General features: G+C 45.4%; 18 protein-coding genes and 1 other annotated feature. Of the genes, 13 read left to right on the top strand and 5 right to left on the bottom strand.

Translation table 11 applies throughout. From position 1 onward, the window contains the following. Window positions 1-103 precede the first annotated feature (103 nt). Window positions 104-694, bottom strand: coding sequence for a biotin transporter BioY (locus QF049_RS09975; RefSeq protein ID WP_124114451.1), 591 nt, complete (start codon window positions 692-694; stop codon window positions 104-106). A 112-nt stretch (window positions 695-806) separates the two neighbouring features. Here QF049_RS09975 and QF049_RS09970 point away from each other — a divergent pair, with 112 nt between their 5' ends. The 5 genes from QF049_RS09970 (at window position 807) to QF049_RS09950 (ending at window position 5,224) form a co-directional block, all read left to right on the top strand. After that, window positions 807-1,661 (top strand): ATP-binding cassette domain-containing protein, encoded by an 855-nt coding sequence (locus tag QF049_RS09970; RefSeq protein WP_307537021.1) that lies wholly within the window; start codon window positions 807-809, stop codon window positions 1,659-1,661. Then, on the top strand, window positions 1,646-3,415 hold the full coding sequence (locus QF049_RS09965; RefSeq protein WP_307537019.1) for an ATP-binding cassette domain-containing protein: 1,770 nt from the start codon (window positions 1,646-1,648) through the stop codon (window positions 3,413-3,415). Before QF049_RS09970 ends, QF049_RS09965 begins: the two co-directional genes overlap by 16 nt. Before the next feature lie 140 nt (window positions 3,416-3,555). Next, window positions 3,556-3,855, top strand: coding sequence for a hypothetical protein (locus QF049_RS09960; RefSeq protein WP_307537017.1), 300 nt, complete (start codon window positions 3,556-3,558; stop codon window positions 3,853-3,855). Between the two features lie 166 nt (window positions 3,856-4,021). Next, the gene (locus QF049_RS09955; RefSeq protein ID WP_307537015.1) at window positions 4,022-4,597 is read left to right on the top strand and encodes a GNAT family N-acetyltransferase; all 576 of its coding nucleotides are present in this window, start codon (window positions 4,022-4,024) and stop codon (window positions 4,595-4,597) included. A gap of 45 nt (window positions 4,598-4,642) precedes the next feature. Continuing rightward, the gene (locus QF049_RS09950) at window positions 4,643-5,224 is read left to right on the top strand and encodes a GNAT family N-acetyltransferase (protein WP_307537013.1); all 582 of its coding nucleotides are present in this window, start codon (window positions 4,643-4,645) and stop codon (window positions 5,222-5,224) included. Between the two features lie 112 nt (window positions 5,225-5,336). Here the strand turns inward: QF049_RS09950 and QF049_RS09945 are convergent, their stop codons facing one another. Then, the gene (locus QF049_RS09945) at window positions 5,337-5,696 is read right to left on the bottom strand and encodes a MerR family transcriptional regulator (protein WP_076249478.1); all 360 of its coding nucleotides are present in this window, start codon (window positions 5,694-5,696) and stop codon (window positions 5,337-5,339) included. A gap of 103 nt (window positions 5,697-5,799) precedes the next feature. Between QF049_RS09945 and QF049_RS09940 the strand changes: the two genes are divergently transcribed. Both QF049_RS09940 and QF049_RS09935 read left to right on the top strand, forming a co-directional pair. Next, window positions 5,800-6,510: an SDR family NAD(P)-dependent oxidoreductase gene (locus QF049_RS09940; protein WP_307537010.1), complete on the top strand. Its 711-nt coding sequence runs from the start codon at window positions 5,800-5,802 to the stop codon at window positions 6,508-6,510. Window positions 6,511-6,770: 260 nt separating this feature from the next. Beyond that, window positions 6,771-7,241, top strand: coding sequence for a GNAT family N-acetyltransferase (locus QF049_RS09935; RefSeq protein WP_307537007.1), 471 nt, complete (start codon window positions 6,771-6,773; stop codon window positions 7,239-7,241). Between the two features lie 267 nt (window positions 7,242-7,508). On the opposite strand, the gene QF049_RS09930 is transcribed toward QF049_RS09935, so the two are convergent. Together QF049_RS09930 and QF049_RS09925 are read right to left on the bottom strand one after the other, a co-directional pair. Then, window positions 7,509-9,026 (bottom strand): sensor histidine kinase, encoded by a 1,518-nt coding sequence (locus QF049_RS09930; protein WP_307537005.1) that lies wholly within the window; start codon window positions 9,024-9,026, stop codon window positions 7,509-7,511. Further along, complete coding sequence (locus QF049_RS09925; protein ID WP_253442536.1) at window positions 9,026-9,709, bottom strand: response regulator transcription factor; 684 nt, start codon at window positions 9,707-9,709, stop codon at window positions 9,026-9,028. The genes QF049_RS09930 and QF049_RS09925 overlap by 1 nt, the downstream gene beginning before the upstream one ends. A gap of 225 nt (window positions 9,710-9,934) precedes the next feature. On the opposite strand from QF049_RS09925, the gene QF049_RS09920 reads away from it, so the two are divergent. From QF049_RS09920 to asd, 6 genes are all read left to right on the top strand, one after another. Continuing rightward, complete coding sequence (locus QF049_RS09920) at window positions 9,935-12,112, top strand: glycosyltransferase family 39 protein (protein ID WP_307543169.1); 2,178 nt, start codon at window positions 9,935-9,937, stop codon at window positions 12,110-12,112. Between the two features lie 51 nt (window positions 12,113-12,163). Further along, on the top strand, window positions 12,164-13,150 hold the full coding sequence (locus QF049_RS09915; RefSeq protein WP_307537002.1) for a glycosyltransferase family 2 protein: 987 nt from the start codon (window positions 12,164-12,166) through the stop codon (window positions 13,148-13,150). After that, window positions 13,143-13,538, top strand: a complete 396-nt coding sequence (locus QF049_RS09910; protein ID WP_307536999.1) for a GtrA family protein — start codon at window positions 13,143-13,145, stop codon at window positions 13,536-13,538. The genes QF049_RS09915 and QF049_RS09910 overlap by 8 nt, the downstream gene beginning before the upstream one ends. Before the next feature lie 16 nt (window positions 13,539-13,554). After that, window positions 13,555-14,427, top strand: a complete 873-nt coding sequence (galU, locus tag QF049_RS09905; protein WP_307536997.1) for a UTP--glucose-1-phosphate uridylyltransferase GalU — start codon at window positions 13,555-13,557, stop codon at window positions 14,425-14,427. 148 nt (window positions 14,428-14,575) lie between these two features. After that, on the top strand, window positions 14,576-15,421 hold the full coding sequence (locus QF049_RS09900; RefSeq protein ID WP_307536995.1) for a class I SAM-dependent methyltransferase: 846 nt from the start codon (window positions 14,576-14,578) through the stop codon (window positions 15,419-15,421). A gap of 78 nt (window positions 15,422-15,499) precedes the next feature. Further along, window positions 15,500-15,778, top strand: a binding site (T-box leader). A gap of 171 nt (window positions 15,779-15,949) precedes the next feature. After that, window positions 15,950-17,035: an aspartate-semialdehyde dehydrogenase gene (gene asd, locus QF049_RS09895; protein WP_307536993.1), complete on the top strand. Its 1,086-nt coding sequence runs from the start codon at window positions 15,950-15,952 to the stop codon at window positions 17,033-17,035. Window positions 17,036-17,200: 165 nt separating this feature from the next. On the opposite strand, the gene QF049_RS09890 is transcribed toward asd, so the two are convergent. Then, window positions 17,201-17,695, bottom strand: a complete 495-nt coding sequence (locus QF049_RS09890) for a MerR family transcriptional regulator (RefSeq protein WP_307536991.1) — start codon at window positions 17,693-17,695, stop codon at window positions 17,201-17,203. Window positions 17,696-17,708: the final 13 nt, after the last annotated feature.

Raw genomic sequence — 17,708 nt, 5'->3', positions numbered from 1 at the left:
TATAAATTTATAGGGGATGAGAAGTAACGAAAACCGCCAAAGTGATTTTGGCGGTTTTGTCGTTTTCAAAGATAGGCAGATCGGATGCCTTATGTAGCTTCTATTAAGACTCCGCTTTTACAACCGCTGAATGCATGTTACCTGTGAGACGTTGAGGAGGGAAAACCATGCGCACGGGCGCAATGATGATGGCAGCAAATACAGCTTTAATCAGATCCCCAATAATGTAAGGATAAAACCCTTGAATCATGGCCTCAGGTAGGTCCATTTTGTAAGCATAAGCAAGCCAAGGGACACCCGATACATACACGAGCAGTGAACCAAATAGTTCAAATACAACAAAAGCGAGAATGAATCCTGTGACACCTTTGATGTTGATTCGTGCAAGCAACAGTCCAATTAATAAAGCGGAGATCGGCCACATCATCACATATCCTCCGGTAGGTCCAAGAAGTACCGCAAGTCCTCCGGTCCCGTGCAGCAAGGGGAAACCAAGAGCGGTGAGCAGAACAACCATGGTAACGCTTAGGAAACCATATAGTGGACCAAGTAATCCTCCGGCCAGCATGACAGCCAAGGTTTGTAATGTTATCGGTACAGGGGAGAAGCCAATGGGGATGCTTATGTAACCAAAAAGTACTAAAATTGCGGCCATAAGTGCGCTGAATACAATACCTCGCAAAGATAATTTCATGTTTGAACAATCCTCTCCATTTTGGTAATATGATTGTTAACCAAATATATAAATGTGGTTGACGATTAGGATCGTACCACATAAAAATAGAAAGGGAAAGGACTAATTTACGATGCAAGGCAACCTGCCTATAATTACATTAGAAGATGTTCGAGTGCATTATGCTTCCGAAGGTAGTCAGGTGAGAAAAGCACTGGATGGGGTCTCACTTACGCTGCACCAAGGAGAATGGATTAGTATTGTAGGAGCGAATGGCAGTGGAAAAAGCACTCTTGCTGGACTACTGATTGGATTCATTCCACTATCTGGAGGGGTACGGGATATCTCGGATGAACTTACCGTTCGGGGTGTATTGCAGCAACCGGATGCACAGGTACTAGGCGATACGATTGAAGAGGAGTTTCATTTTGCGCTGTCACCATTGATGGATTCTGTAGAAGAGCAGTTGGAGCACAGGCAGGATGCATTACATACCGTAGGACTTCAATATCCCCCGGAGAAGGCGGTCTCACAATTATCCGGTGGACAGAAACAACTGCTTAATATTGCTGTAGCGCTCGCAGCCAAACCGGATATATTGATTCTGGATGAGCCAACAGCCATGCTTGATCCGGGAGCAAGAGACCGTATCGAGGCCATCGTTCAGAAGATTACCCAGCGGGGGACAACGGTGATCTGGATTACACACCATCTGGAGGAAGCAACCCTGTGTGATCGAATCATTGCTATGGAGAGGGGACGTTGTGTGTACAACGGGGAGCCGGAGTCCTTTTACTATGAAAAAGAGACGAATGAGAAGGCTACTCGGGAAAATGTACAGCTATCCCCCTGTGAACGGTTAGGGTTGGATCCTCCTTTTACTGTAAAAACTGCGTTATTGCTCAAGCAAAAAGGTATGATGCCAGAAGCCATGCCACTGCGACCTGAGCAACTGGCTAAGGAGGTCGCACGTTGGAGATCGAGCTAACCAATATACGCATAGAAGGAACGGAATCGAGCAAACGTGCACTGCTTGAAGATATAAATATTCAGTTGAACAGTGGGGAAATCACCTTGCTGCTGGGCTGTACGGGTTCAGGAAAAACAACTTTACTACAGACGTTGGCTGGTCTGAGACCGCCCGATGCAGGAAGTATCACATTGGATGGCACACCTTTCTGGAAAGAAGGAAAAGTGCCTCAGTCGATTTTATTGCAAATGGGACTACTGTTTCAATTTCCGGAACAACAACTGTTTGCCCGAAGTATTCAGCGTGAATTCACATATTCTCTGCGTCCTTATCGACTTTCAGAGAAACAGCAACAAGAGCAGATCACAAAAGCACTGAAGCAATGGGACCCGCCAGTGTCCTCAGAGTTGGACCGACGTTTTCATCTGGACAGGTCGCCATTTGCTCTAAGTGGGGGAGAGAAGCGCAGGTTAGGTCTTGCTCTCGGAAGTGTGACCAATCCACACTGGCTTCTGCTGGATGAGCCAAGCGCCGGGTTGGAAGCGCAAAGTGTCGGGCTTTTGCTGGATGTATTGGAGCAACATCGTCTGGCAGGTGGTGGGGGCGTGGTAGCAACCCATGATCTGGATACATTCTTACCTTGTGCGGATCGAGTATTGTTGTTGCAGGAAGGCCGTTTAATCGCCGATCTTACGCCGAGAGAACTTCACAAAAGGCCTGAACTGCTGGAGCAGACAGGAATCGGACTGCCACCATCGATGAGACTGGCACAGCAGTTTAGAGCAGCGGGTCTTGAGCTGCCTTTGACCGCGATGACGCCAGAAGAGATGGCTGAGTGTATTGTTCAGTCCAAGTCAGTTGAGGTGGGGATTCAAAACGAATCGATAGAAGCATCATGGAAGGTAATGATGGAAGTCAAGAACGATTCAATGAAATATGAAAAAGAAGCACTGATGCTGTCGTCCATTAAAACGGAAGATGATCCAAAGCTTGTTCCGAACATATTGACTCATTCAGGCGGATTATATGGCGTCATGGACCCGCGTCTAAAATGGATTTTGTATATTTTGCTGGTCACCGCAGCTATGCTTCAGCAGCGCTGGCTGGGATTGACTTTAACACTGGTGCCGGTAATAGCAGCACTTGCCGTGCTCCCGCGTCAGACTTTGGCTGGATGTATGAAGTTAATGAAGCCATTATTTTTCTTTTTCATCCTATCAACGGCGTTATCTGGGACAACTCTTTCAACAGAAGGAGGAGGTCTGCACTTTGGCTTTTCCCTGATGCAGGCGGAGGGCACTTTGCTGAATGTGTATCGTTTGTTTATCGTCACGTTGGCAAGCCTTTGGTTTTCGTTGACGACACCTTATGGGCGAATGGTAGAAGGGCTTAACTGGGTACTCGGTATCGGTAAAAAGATCAGGTTGCCCGTAGCTTCGTTTGCTCTTGCTGTTTCGTTAATCTTTCGGTTTATCCCGATGATCTGGAGTGAGTGGCAGCGATTCTCACTGATCGTACGGGCACGTGGAAAGGCAGCTTTAAGACCAAATACCATTCGAATACGTGACCTGGGTCCGATGGTGATTCCCCTGTTAATGGCACTGTTCCAACGTGCAGAGGATATGACCATTGCGATGGAAATGCGTAAAGTTAGAGAGCACTCTATGCTCGGAGGACGTTCATCGTTATTGGTATGGTCCAAACGTGATACCTGGATTAGCCTCGCTGGCCTCATTGTTTTTGTACTATTAATATGGATTCGCCAATTGTGATGGCGATAATGATCGTGATGGATCCGGTAATGGATCAAAACCTAAACGCAGTGTTTTCCAAAGATCATGCATAAATGCGTTTGTCCTCGCTCACAATAAGTGGACGTTGATCATCTGAAGTGGATCAGGAGGGATAAACGATGAAAGATAAGTTTTTGCGTGAAGAACGGCAAGAATATACCGATGTGTCTACGGTGGAGTCGCAGCGAAACGATATCACACTCGAAGAATTCCCGGAGGGTCCTTACGGTTCATCTCTGTTATCCGAGTCTCTCGGGAAAAGTTCTCCATGGCGGGCAGATCAGCGGTCTGCACATCGTTTTGATTATGAGAATCATGAGCTTCATGAAGGAGAAGTACGGGATTATCCAGGTCAGGATGTTTTTGACGAAACGGTTCCGGATAACGTGTCCAAACCTCAATATACGGAAGAATCGTAATGAGATATGAATATAAAATAGAGTATAGCCTCCGACAGGTTTTGTCCTGTTCGGGGGTTATTTTCGTTGTGTTTAATGAAAACAAATCTCCTCTAATTCCACATTATGGGTTATTATGTTTGTAGCTCGAAGTAAAAATCTGGTTAAATATGCGGGGGGACTTGGGATGAGAGAGATCGATTATAGTCAATATTTCTGGCAGGATGATAAGGTCAGACTACGTGCTTTGCGTGAGGAAGATTGGGAGGATCATTATTATAACCGCTTTGATACACCTGCCCGTCGGTTATTGGAGTGTGCAGTAGAGTTACCGCCAACCCATGTCGAAGCGAAGAATTTCACGGAAAACTTCTCTGATTTTTCTTTAGCCAAAGGACGGATCATGTTTACCATTGTAAATATGGATGGTGAGAATGTCGGAGGTGTGAATCTGAATAGCATTGATGAGAGAAACGGTACCTTTAGCATTGGCATTCAAATTGACAGGGATCATCGAGGAAAAGGATACGGAACCAGAGCCGTACGAATCTTGCTGAAGTATGCCTTCTTCGAACGCAGGCTCAACAAATTTAATGATTATGTACTCCAAGGAAATGAACCTTCCGCAGCCATGATGAGAAAACTTGGATGTATTCAGGAAGGTGTGCGTCGTCAAGTGATCTACACCGATGGAAAATACCAGGATATGATCCTCTTTGGATTAACCAAAGACGAGTTTATGGCAAAAGAGGGCCTTGTTTGAAGTAAAGGCTAATAAGGTGTAATTAAATGTGTAGTAGGAGGAACTATGAACCAACCCATACTAACCGATGAGTTAATCATCGATTGCAAGGATATTTATTTGCGCGAGTATCGAATTGAAGATTTAGAGAAACTTCAAGAAATTACGTGGCAACCTGAGGTGTATGAATTCCTACCGGGATGGAACGCTACGATTGAAGACAGGACCCTGTGGCTCACCGAATATGAAATCCCTGAGAATCAGCATTTTAAACAAGCTGTGATGGCGGGAGGGGATATCGGAGAGTTATATTTACGTATGGCTATTGTACTCAAAGAAACTGACGAGTTTATTGGATGGTGCTGCTCAGGAATTAAGGATGAGTTACCAGCACCTAATCGGGAGATTATGTACGGTATTTCGAAACACTTCAGGAATCGTGGCTATACAACGCAGGCAGTAAAAGGAATGACACAGTATTTGTTTGAACATACAAACGTTGAAATATTAAATGCCATCGCTTTGATTACCAATCAAGCATCCAATAAGGTGATACAGAAATGTAATTTTGAACGGTTAAATTTGATCGAAATCGAGGATGAACCCTATATCCATTATCAACAGTGTAAGCACGAAGATAATTTTTGATTGAACTTTTATCCTCATTGAAAATAGCTATAATATCAAAATTTCGGATCAGGTTAGACAGTTATTGCTGGCTGCCTGATTTTTTTCTGTCATTTAGTTTATAGGACAAGTGTTAATAATTTTCTCCACGATAATAGCGTTCCAGTTTGTTATCCAAATGAACAAGCTGCGCTTTTTTCTCCTCGATATCATTCAGCAACTTTTGCTTTTGATCCTCAATCAGTTTGGTTCTTTCCTTCAGCGTGGAGGTTCCTTCATTGACCTGATCATAATACTTTTTGATGTCTTCCACACTCATCCCGGTTTCACGAAGGCATTTGATAAAAACCAGCCAGTTCAGATCATCCTCCAAATAAAGACGGTTATTCTGCTCATTTCGTGCAGCAGGTTTCAGCAGTCCCTTTCTTTCATAAAAGCGAATCGCTCCAATGGAAATTTCAACTTTTTTGGCTACTTCTCCAATCGTTAACATGTTAATCCCTCATTTTATAAAAAATAATTTGACCTACACTAAGTGTAGCATAGTAACTTATACATTGTTAAATATAAATCAAATTATGGAAAGAAGGATTTGCATGAAAAAGACTGTTTTTGTAACCGGAGCAAATAAAGGAATTGGATATGAAATCGTAAAGCAGTTGGGTGAAGCAGGTTGGAAAGTTATCCTTGGCGCACGTAGTGTTGAACGGGGTGAAAGAGCTGTTTCCGAGTTAACTTCCAGGGGGTTAGACGTAGAATTTTTACAAATCGACATGAGTGACTTGAAAAGCATCGAGCATGCAGCCGATACGATTAACAAGACTTATCCCACAATAAACCTTCTGATCAATAACGCGGGTATGCCGGGTGCTTTCTCTCATTCCTTCACGGATACAAAAGAGGAAGATCTGCGGAACGCCTTTGAAGTGAACTTTTTCGGTACCTTCCGTTTGAATCAGCGATTGTTCCCGTTAATCAAAGACAATGAAGGCACAATCATTAATGTATCAACCGATATGGCTTCTCTGGACCATATGCAAAATGCGGAATTTACTTTAAACGCCTTCGACTATAATTCATCCAAAACGGCCAACAGTGCCATGACACTTTCGATGGCTTATGAAGTGAAAAACAGCAGGGCTCAAGTCTTTGCGGTAACGCCCGGATTCACATCAACAGATCTTAACGGCAATGCCGAAGGTGGTAAATCAAAAGAAGCCGGCGCTGCGATTATCGTGCGCTATGCGACGGATGGTAAACGCCATAACGGAGAATTCCTAGATGAAAATGGCGTATACCCTTGGTAATCCACCGTTCATACTGGATGATCTTGTCCCCCGGATGATAGCGGAAAATTAGATGAAGTATTTGCTTGGTGCCGTTACTTAGATATCAAGGAATATGAGAATACAACGTCGAATTAAAAAATATGTTAGTTTTATCTTGTTTATATGCTGTAAATGAAATAAACACCAAACTTAGACGAACATCTTTCTTGTACTAAGTTAACAGAGCAAGTACTATAAATCGTATCTCTAACAAGCGTATCAATCGGAGGTATATTTTAATGGAGGTTTCACTATATAAAGCAGATTTAAAAGATGCAGTGAATATTCATGAAATGAAAGTCAAAGCATTTATGCCCTTGTTGGAAAAAAATCAGGATTTTGCAACAAGCCCTGCCAATGAAACCGTAGAAAGAATTATTACTCAAATCAATCAATCTTTCACAGATTATTTTATAATTCATCATTTTGAGGTTGCTGTTGGTGGGATTAGAGTCGTGGAAAAAGATAATCAAATCTATAGTGTTAGCCCAATTTTTATACTGCCAGAACATCAAGGAAAAGGAATTGCACAAAAAGTTTTTACAATGGTTGAGCAGATATATGATGATGCAAAGTCATGGAAATTGGGTACCATCTTACAAGAGAAAGGGAACTGTTATTTGTATGAAAAGATAGGCTACAAAAAAACGGGTGTAACAAAAGCAATTAACGACAAAATGACAATGGTATTTTATGAAAAGCATATATAAGCTTCAAATCCTTGAATAAGACGTCTCAGATTCGTTAGCCCGAAACCCATTGGACTACCACTATACTAATCGGATACAACAAAAGAATCCCCCATTCATTTCTAAACCGAAATGAATAGGGGATTCGTCATGCAATGAAAAGCCAAAATTAAAATGGAAGAAAAGCAGCGTTTGGAGAGCTTGACTAGTGCATGAGTAATGATCAAGTAGATCTTACGTAGCGCTGCTTATAGCCACCTTTTAGCTTGCGTAGAGCCGAAGCTCAGCCTAGACATCAGCCTTATGCAGCGGCAGCAAAATCATAAATTCAGTCCCCAAGCCTATTTGACTTCGTACTGTAATTTTCCCACCATGCGACTCCACAATCGAGCGGGTAATGGCTAGACCGAGACCTGCACCACCTTGTTTGCGCGAACGAGAACTACTTGTGCGGTAAAATCGCTCAAAGATATGGGGCAGATGTGCAGGTTCAATGCCTGTGCCGTTATCCTTCACTGATAATTCAGCCTTATGATGCGTGGCATATAACGTTATGGAGATGGCTCCATGCTCTGGATCGGTGTGCTGCACCGCATTATGGAACAGATTCAGCACAACCTGCTTCAGCTTGTAAGGGTCAGCCAGTACATATACTTCAGCCGTCAGATCGAGATGAATGGATCTTCGTTGAGCCATCATGGCAAGTTGTGGTTGCATTTCGAGCAGCAGACTATCCAGCTGAATGACCTCCCGCTCCTGCCTTGGAGCCTGATCCAGCTTGGTTAGTAACAGCAAATCTTCAACCAGCTTGTTAATTCGTACGGATTCGCCGTGCATGCTGTCCAGTGCTTTATACAATTGATCTTGATTGGTCGCTGCACCCCGCTGCAGAACTTCAATGAAGCCGTGAATGGAGGTGAGCGGGGTACGAAGCTCATGGGAAGCATCAGACAAGAAACGCTGCATCTGCTCTTTCGATTCCCGCTCCGCTTCAAACGAGTTCTCCAGCCTTTCAAGCATGCCATTGAATGAAACTGCGAGCTGATCCACTTCTTCTTGTCCCTGAACGACGGGAAGGCGTTCTGCGAGGCTGCCTGCATCGATCTGCTGTACTTTATTCACCATGTTGGAGAGGGGAACCAGCGTCCGGCGTAATACCTTAGTGTATAGAATCAGACCGGCTACCATGGCCAACAGCGATAACATGATGAAGATCAGAAGCTGTTTAATAATCAAATCTCTAAGTGGCTTCGTAGCGGTGCCCATCTGGACCATCGGTAAACCGCGATTGCGTGGACCGGGTGAAGCGAATACAATCAATTGCTCATTCCCTTGGCTATCCGTGACGATCCGGTAGGGAATGTGTTTTTGTTCTTTCAATTCATCTGTAATGTTCTGATAATCAGCGGTTGATAGTTGAGGGGCTTTCAGACCGTCTTCTCCAAAAACATCCTCGAACGTACCTTGGTTATCAAACAGGGCAAGTGAACGGTCAGGTATAAACAACACCCGATTACCAGACCCGTTTCCTGACTGTCCACCGAAAGGATTGTTGGAAGAGCCGTTACGTGACTGGATTCCGAGCCAAACCGGGGGCATGGACATGAGCTGTTCTTCCATGGTTTTTGCCTGATTCCGGTAGAGAAAGCTTTCCATGATCCAGAATTGCAGGATACCGATTAACAATAGTAGCCCAGCAAGCACGAACAGAGAACGTGAAAGCAATTGAGAACGCAGTGAACGAGGCCAGATCCATTGGTGAAGACGTCTTAAACGAAGTTTATTTTTCTTAGGCAGCGAGTTCATCAGAGATCCACCCTGTACCCGACACCCCGAAGCGTGCGAATGAGTTTATGCTCTTTATCCCCGAGTTTGTCGCGCAAGGAGCGAACGTATACCTCCACAATATTTTCTTCCCCGCCAAAATCATACCCCCACACCCGGCTTAGAATAGTCGCTTTGCTAAGTACAATCCCATGATTAAGCACAATAAATTTTAACAGTTCATATTCGGTAGGAGATAGCTCCAGGACCTGATTCTGATAGGTGATTTCTTTGCGCTGATCATCAATTCGGAACGGACCGTGGGTGACGGCTCCTATTAATAAAGGAAATTGATTGCGCAGTCTGGCCTGAATCCGAGCGAGCAGCTCGTCGAAGGCAAAGGGTTTAATCATGTAATCGTCAGCACCTAGCCAAAGGCCCTTAACCCGATTCTCGACTTCGTCCTTCGCTGTCAGCATAATAACGCCAACCTGAGTTCCGGTCTTACGCAGACGCTCGACTACTTCGAATCCATCCATCTCTGGCATCATGACATCCAAAATAGCCATATGTGGCTTGAATTCAAGCGCCAATTCAAGCGCAGCCGCTCCATCCGGCGCGGTGCGCACATCAAAGCCCTCATTGCTTAATCCAAGCTCTAGAAATTGCAAAATATGCGGTTCATCATCAGCCAATAGTATTTTAATTCCGCTGCTAAGCTTCATAATGCGGGGTTCCTCCTTGCTTGCTTCCATCTTAGTTCTCCCTCAATTGAGAGGGACTGTATGTTGTATTATCGCTTGCCAAACTGAAATTTAGCTGAAAGGATTGTGAATTATCCTCAGACAACATTCAGCGGGTACTCATCCCAGTTTTATTTTGGCATGTCACAATATTAGTCATGAAGAACTTTGAAGGAGTGATTAACATTGAATAACACCAAAAGAAGGATGGATTTTGTCCTTCTGCCAATTGTATTACTGGCGGCGTTTCTGAATGGTTACGGTATCTGGAACGATCAATATGCCAATTCCTACTATACGACTGCCGTTGGTAGTATGCTCAGCAACTTCCATAACTTTTTCTATGCTTCACTAGACTCGGCAGGCTCGGTCACTGTAGATAAACCACCTGTTGTCTTCTGGATTCAAACGGCCTTTGCATATGTCTTTGGATTGCACGGATGGAGCGTTATTTTGCCGCAGGTATTAGCTGGAATCGGTTCGGTGCTCCTGATCTATTTCATGGTGAAACCTACATATGGTCTTGCAGCAGCACGAATCTCGGCACTTGCGATGGCGACTGTGCCTGTCGTGGCGGCAGTCAGCCGGACCAATAATATTGACAGCATGCTGGTGTTTACACTACTGCTGGGTTCATGGTTTTTGTTCAAAGGCAGCAAACAAGGCAGTGCTTGGCGCATACTGGTTGCCTTTGGGTTAATAGGCGTAGCCTTTAATATGAAAATGCTTCAAGCCTACATGATTCTCCCGGCTTTTTATTTGTTCTATTTGCTCGCTTTTCAGGCGAAATGGAGAAGGAAGATCATCCTGATGATCGGCAGCACAGCAGTTCTGGCGGTCGTTTCCTTATCCTGGGCAGTCACTGTGGATTCCATACCCGAAGACCAAAGACCTTATATCGGCAGTAGTGAAACGAACTCGGTCATGGAACTCGCCTTTGGATACAATGGTCTGGCTCGCCTAACGGGTCAGCAGAAAAATATCGCAGGTAACGCCGGTATGCCAAATGGGATCGGACAGGGAAATAATCGTGGCAATCGAGGGGATTCGACCTCATCTCCTAATCAGACAGGCAGTGGTGTTACTGAGGCTGGGCAAGATGTCGATGCACCGGATAACGATAATATGAATGGTTCGAACGGCTTGAACGCCATGGGTGGCATGAATAGGCCGAATGGCAATTTCCCGAATGGGCAGATGCTAAATGATATGGAAATGCCAAATGGAAGAAATTTTGGCGGTAATGGTGGCGGAGGCATGTTTGGTACGGGGGTGAAAGGTCCTCTGCGTCTGTTCCAGACTGAACTTTCAGGTCAAGCTAGCTGGCTTATGCCAGTTGTATTGCTTGGGTGCATTGCCATATTTGCAGGATTAAGACGGAGAAATATAACCAGCAAGCACAAGGAGGCCTTGTTCTGGCTGGCCTGGCTGCTTCCCGTTGCTGCCTTTTTCAGTGTGGCAGGTTTCTTCCATCAATATTATCTGATTATGCTTGCACCTCCACTTGCTGCACTGACTGGCGCAGGATTTGTAGCGATGTGGAAGTCATATCGTGATCGCGTTGGATGGCAGGCATGGTTGCTTCCGGTGTCCTTGCTGCTGACGACTCTGTTCGGCTGGTATATCATGCAGGTGTATAACGATACGATTGGTGCAGGCTGGTCGATTAGTGAATTAATCGCAGGCATTCTGGTCACGGTCATCCTGGTCGTTATGCTTCATCGCACACATCGATGGAAACAGGGCTTCATTATCGCGGGATTCATGGTGATGCTGATTGGTCCAATCTACTGGGCATTCACCCCAATTACTTATGGTGGCAACAGCATGATTCCGGCAGCGGGACCTACTGGTTCCAATGGCATGTTTGGTGGAGCAGGAATGGGCATGCCGATGGGGAACGGTGCAGGAGATACAGAAATGCCTGCAAGGGGTGGTCGTGGCGGAATGGGCAGCCGTAACGAAGAAGTGGATACAGCCACACTGAATTATCTGAAAGAACACAATACAGGCGAAACGTATCTCTTCGCCACTACGGACTATAATCAGGCAGCACCTTATATCATCAATGAGAAAGCAGCGGTGATCACGCTTGGAGGTTTTTCCGGATCAGACCCGGTGTACACAACAGAGGAACTTGAGGAACTCGTCAAGAGCGGGCAAGTGAAATACTTCATGGTTGGTGGCATGGGTGGTCGCGGAGGAAACTCAGAAATTACCGATTGGATCAAAGAGCATGGAACCGAGATTCCAATGTCAGAATGGAAGACAGGCAGGGACAGCGGATCTATGGATAACGGAGACACGGAGAATGAAGCTGGACTTGGATTTGAAATTGGATTCGGATTTAGCGGACAGACCACCTTGTACGAAGTGAAATTGTAAACTGTAATGAAAATCTCGAACGAAGTCCATTGGAAAAGGGAGGGGACGAACATGGCTCAAGCGTACCGATACAGCATTATTATTCCCATGTATAACGAGGAAGCGGTGATCGTGGAGACTTATCGGCGTCTGAAGAAGGTCATGGGCAGCACGGGAGAGAGCTATGAACTGTTGTTTGTTAATGATGGCAGCATGGATCGAAGTGCACAGATGATCCGTGATTACGCCCGTTGGGACGAGAGTGTGAAGCTGATTGATTTTGCCCGTAACTTCGGACATCAGATTGCGATAACAGCAGGTATGGATTATGCAGCGGGGGATGCCGTGGTTATTATTGATGCGGATCTGCAGGACCCTCCCGAACTGATACTGGATATGATTGCCAAATGGAAAGAGGGCTATGAAGTCGTATATGCACGTCGCACCAGACGAAGCGGGGAAACGCGCTTCAAGAAATGGTCGGCAAGTCTGTTCTATCGTGTCCTTCGTGCCTCAACCGATACGGATATACCAGTAGACACCGGAGATTTTCGCCTGATTGACCGCAAAGTATGTGATGAGATGAAACGTCTTCCGGAGAAAAACCGATTTGTGCGCGGGTTGGTCAGTTGGGTCGGATTTCGTCAGACTGCGATTGAATATGAACGCGATGAACGTCTGGCAGGCGAAACAAAATATCCGCTAAAACGCATGCTGAAGCTAAGCCTGGATGGTATTACTTCATTTTCGTATAAACCGCTCAAGCTCGCAGGTTATGTAGGTGCGATCCTGTCGGTTGGCGGATTCATCTATATGTTAACGGTTATTGTTTCGGCCATCTTTACAGATTCAACGATTAAAGGATGGCCATCCATTGTGAGTATCATGCTGATGTTTAACGGATTCATCTTGATCATGCTGGGCATTCTGGGCGAGTACGTTGGCCGTATCTATGATGAGACCAAGGCGCGTCCACTATACATTGTGAGAGATGTGGTTCAGGCCGAGGGCCAGCAAGCGCAATCCCGATTGACAGCCCGAGTTGCTCATCATGACTAAGCGTCTGGTGACACTCTTCAAGTTTGGTATTGTGGGTGTTGCGAATACGGCAGTGGATGCGGTGGTGTTTGCTTTGCTTGCAGTGGTCGGTGTACCGGTTCTGATGGCTCAAGTAATCTCGTATAGCTGCGGTGTTGCGAACAGTTATTGGCTGAACGGCAGGTGGACTTTTCGAGATACGACACGAGGAGGTGGCGATAGAACAAAACTTATTCGTTTTCTAATCACCAATCTTATCGTTCTCGCGTTATCCGCCCTCATTCTGATGACTTTGCACGATAAGTTGGATTGGAGTCTCGTGATGAGCAAGATCCTGGCGATCTTGATCGGAATGGTTCTAAATTATATGGCCAGCAGATATTGGGTGTTTCGTACAACTAACATATGAAAGGAGTGTATGAGAAATGCAAATTAAAAAAGCAGTCATTCCGGCAGCGGGTCTCGGAACCCGTTTCCTGCCAGCGACCAAAGCACAGCCCAAAGAGATGTTACCGATTGTGGACAAACCGGCCATCCAATACATTGTTGAAGAAGCGGTGCAGTCAGGCATTGAGAATATCCTCATTGTGACCGGACGCAACAAAAAATCTATCGAGGATCATTTTGATAAATCGGTTGAACTTGAACATTCTTTATATGCCAAGGGCAAGCAGTCTTTATTGAAAGAGGTGCAGGCCATCAGCGAGATGGCAAATATTCATTTTATTCGTCAAAAAGAACCACTTGGACTGGGGCATGCCATTGGATGTGCACGGCAATTTGTAGGGGATGATGCCTTCGCTGTACTCCTCGGAGATGACATTATGGTGTCTGATCCGCCAGCACTTGCACAGATGGTCCATCTCTATGAAAAGACAGGTAACCAGATCATCGGTGTTCGTCAGGTAGATGCAGCAAATGTAAGCAAATATGGCATTATTGATTCGAATGGTGCAGAGGACCGGGTTCACCGAGTCACCAATCTGGTCGAAAAGCCTTCTCTTGCAGAAGCACCATCCCGGACAGCTGTAATGGGACGATACATTCTGAAACCTTCCATTTTTCCCATTCTGGATCAGATCGAGAGAGGGGCTGGAGGGGAATATCAGTTAACGGATGCCTTGAAAGAAATAAGTCAGACGGAGGAACTGTTAGCCCTTGAACTGAAGGGACGCCGCTACGATATTGGCGATCAATTCGGATATATTCAGGCGATCTTGGAGATCGGACTGATGCGCAAGGAATTGCAGCCCATGCTGACACCATATCTTCAGAAGCTTGCAACCCAGTGGGCATAGTGATTGATATGTAGCAGAGGTTTATATCTGCTGTAGGACGGGTTCTCCTTCGTGCCATGGTTCTGTCAAGACCCTAGCATTGTACAATTCTGCCTGTAACGCTACAATGAGCAAGAAGTTTAAGTTGCTCTTTGAGGGGTGAGGAATCATGAATGAATCTATCATCAGGGACCTTATTAAGTATATGGACGTGGAGGACAACGCCGCCATTCAGTACATTCAGACCGAGCATCGGATGAAACTGGGACTCTTTTGGGGGATACAGGAAGGCAGCCGCGTTCTGGAAATCGGTTGTGGTCAGGGAGATACTACGGCCGTGCTTGCACATCTGGTGGGGGAACATGGGTACGTTCATGGTGTAGATATTGCACCTGAGGATTATGGCGCACCACTGACCGTAGGCGAAGCGGCAGCCAAGCTGAGGAGATCTCCACTGGGTGATCGAATTCGAATGGATTATGATTTCGACATTCTAAGTGATCAAGTTCAATTCTCTGAGAATGAGTTTGATGTTATCGTACTTTCCCATTGTTCCTGGTACTTGAAATCGTTTGACGAACTCGCCCAGATTCTTAGCAAGGTTAGGACGTGGGGACATCAGTTATGTTTTGCAGAATGGGATGCACGAGTTACAGATGTGAGCCAGCTCTCACATTGGTTATCCGTTCTAATTCAATCCCAGGTCGAATGTTACAAGGAGAACAGCTTCTCCAATGTGCGGACGATCTTTACACCGGAGGACATCCAAGAGCTTGTCTCTGCGGCAGGCTGGACGATTAAGGAAGAGACTTCGATCCATTCTCCCGAGCTGCAGGACGGTCGCTGGGAAACCGAAATGACACTGGTCGAAGCGCCTGTGGAATTGAAACTGCTTCCGATCCCGGACAAAGTAAAAACACTTCTTCTTTCCGAACTAAAATTACTTAGGACACATCATGCCTCGGGGTCTGGGAGCCCACTGGGAACGTATGCGATTGTTGCAAAAAAGCAGTAAGGAAATAACGAATAAATTCCATGATCTAAAAAAATGTGTTTACTTCATCACAGTAATTTTGATATTATAATCGCAATATCAAATGCGACGAAGAGACGAGTAGATAAAAACCATTCTTTCAAAGAGAGCTCCGGCAGCTGAAAAGGAGTAAAGAACTTTTTATTGAATAAAGACTCAGAGCAGCACATCGGAACTTAGCATTTAAGGGATGGTGTGACAGGAGCTCCTGTTACAGAGCTAGAGTATGAACGGTCTACAGCTAGCAACATGGTTGTGTAACCTTTACTTGAAGAGGCGGATATGGTGACATATTGGCGAATCTGGGTGGTACCACGAGAGTTCAATCTCGTCCCTGAGACTATTGTCTTGGGGATGGGATTTTTTGGTTTTTTTCGGGGCTGTGACTACACGCTTTGGAATTGCCTGAATAGTGTTAATTAGGAAGTCAAATTTCATAATACGTTTTTAGTGAGTTATGAAATTGATTAAAGAGAAGAATCACTTAAACCGAAAGGAAATGATGATTGAATGTCAGCAAAATTGAAAGTTGGTATCGTCGGAGGAACGGGAATGGTGGGTCAGCGTTTTGTGGACCTGCTTGATCAACATCCATGGTTTGAAGTAACAGCTATTTCTGCAAGCGCCAATTCGGCAGGTAAAACATATGAAGAATCCGTACAAGGCAGATGGAAACTCGCAGTTCCTATTCCGGAAGCTGTGAAAAAAATCATTGTTCAGGATGCTTCCCAGGTTGAGGCTTTTGCCAGCCAGGTTGATTTTATTTTCTGCGCGGTTGATATGAAAAAAAATGAAATTCAAGCGCTCGAAGAGGCTTACGCTAGAACAGGCACACCTGTCGTGTCCAATAACTCGGCTCACCGCTGGACAGCAGATGTACCGATGGTAATCCCTGAGATTAACCCGGGACATCTGGATGTTATTGAAGCTCAACGCAAACGTCTGGGCACAAAAACCGGATTTATTGCTGTAAAACCAAACTGCTCGATTCAGAGCTATGTGCCTGCACTGCACGCCTTGCGTGAGTTCAACCCGACTCAGGTCGTTGCTTCCACGTATCAAGCAATCTCGGGAGCAGGTAAAAACTTTACGGACTGGCCGGATATGCTTGATAATGTCATTCCATACATCGGTGGCGAGGAAGAGAAGAGTGAGCAGGAACCTCTCCGGATCTGGGGTAGCATCGAGAACAATCAGATCGTCAAAGCTTCTGCTCCATTAATTACAACACAATGTATTCGTGTACCGGTAACGGATGGACATCTGGCGACCGTGTTTGTAAACTTTGAGAAAAAACCAAGCAAAGACGAAATTCTGGAGCGTTGGTTGCAGTTCAAAGGTCGTCCGCAGGAACTGGCTCTGCCAAGTTCACCAAAACAATTCATTACGTATTTTGAAGAAGAGAACAGACCACAGACGAAACTGGATCGTGACATCGAACGCGGAATGGGTGTCTCCACCGGCCGACTGCGGGAAGATTCACTCTATGATTACAAATTCGTTGGATTGTCCCACAACACGCTCCGCGGAGCGGCAGGTGGTGCGGTTCTGATCGCTGAATTGCTTAAAGCTGAAGGATATATCCAGCCGAAATAAGCATCAAGAATCATGAACAGCAACAGATTTCTGCAAAGAATGATTAGATGAAAACCATCACTTGTTGATGGTTTTTTTTGTGGGCTATATCGGAAAACGGAGTGGAGTCATGGAGTGGTATGAAATATGTAAAGTGAAAAACGCCGACAGGATTGTCAGCGTTATTTACTGCGCAGATGCCGGGCACTGACTCGAAGCTTTGGTTTCAGGAAGAATACGACTCTTTAGCTGAGAAGCCGGACAGCTACCTTCTTCGTCGCGTTTGGTTTCCCAATTAATAGGATTGGTCATATCCGGGATGCGTTGCTCCAAAATGGCCTGATATTGACGTGCTTTCTCTTCCAAATGAGCAACACGGCTCTTGGCTTCTTCAAGCTGAATCAGCGCTGATTCCTTGTACTCCATCATAAGTGCGAATCGTTGTGCAACGGTTGAATCTCCTTCAAGACAGAGATCGACGTACGTTTTAATGTTTTCAATCGGTAAGCCTGTCTGTTTAAGGCATTTGACGCCGTGCAGCCAGTTGATGGATTCTTCATCAAACACCCGAATGTTATTTTTATTGCGTTGAATGCTCGGAATCAAGCCCTTATCCGTGTAAAAGCGTACCGCGTGCTCTGTGAGTCCCGTAAGCTGTGCAGCATCCTGAACCGTATACATAATATGTAATCCT

This window comes from Paenibacillus sp. W4I10 (assembly GCF_030816325.1).
GTDB classification, from domain to species: Bacteria; Bacillota; Bacilli; order Paenibacillales; family Paenibacillaceae; genus Paenibacillus; species Paenibacillus amylolyticus_B.
The sequence above is the reverse complement of the archived record's forward strand: the minus strand, read 5'-3'. Positions and strand labels throughout refer to the sequence as shown.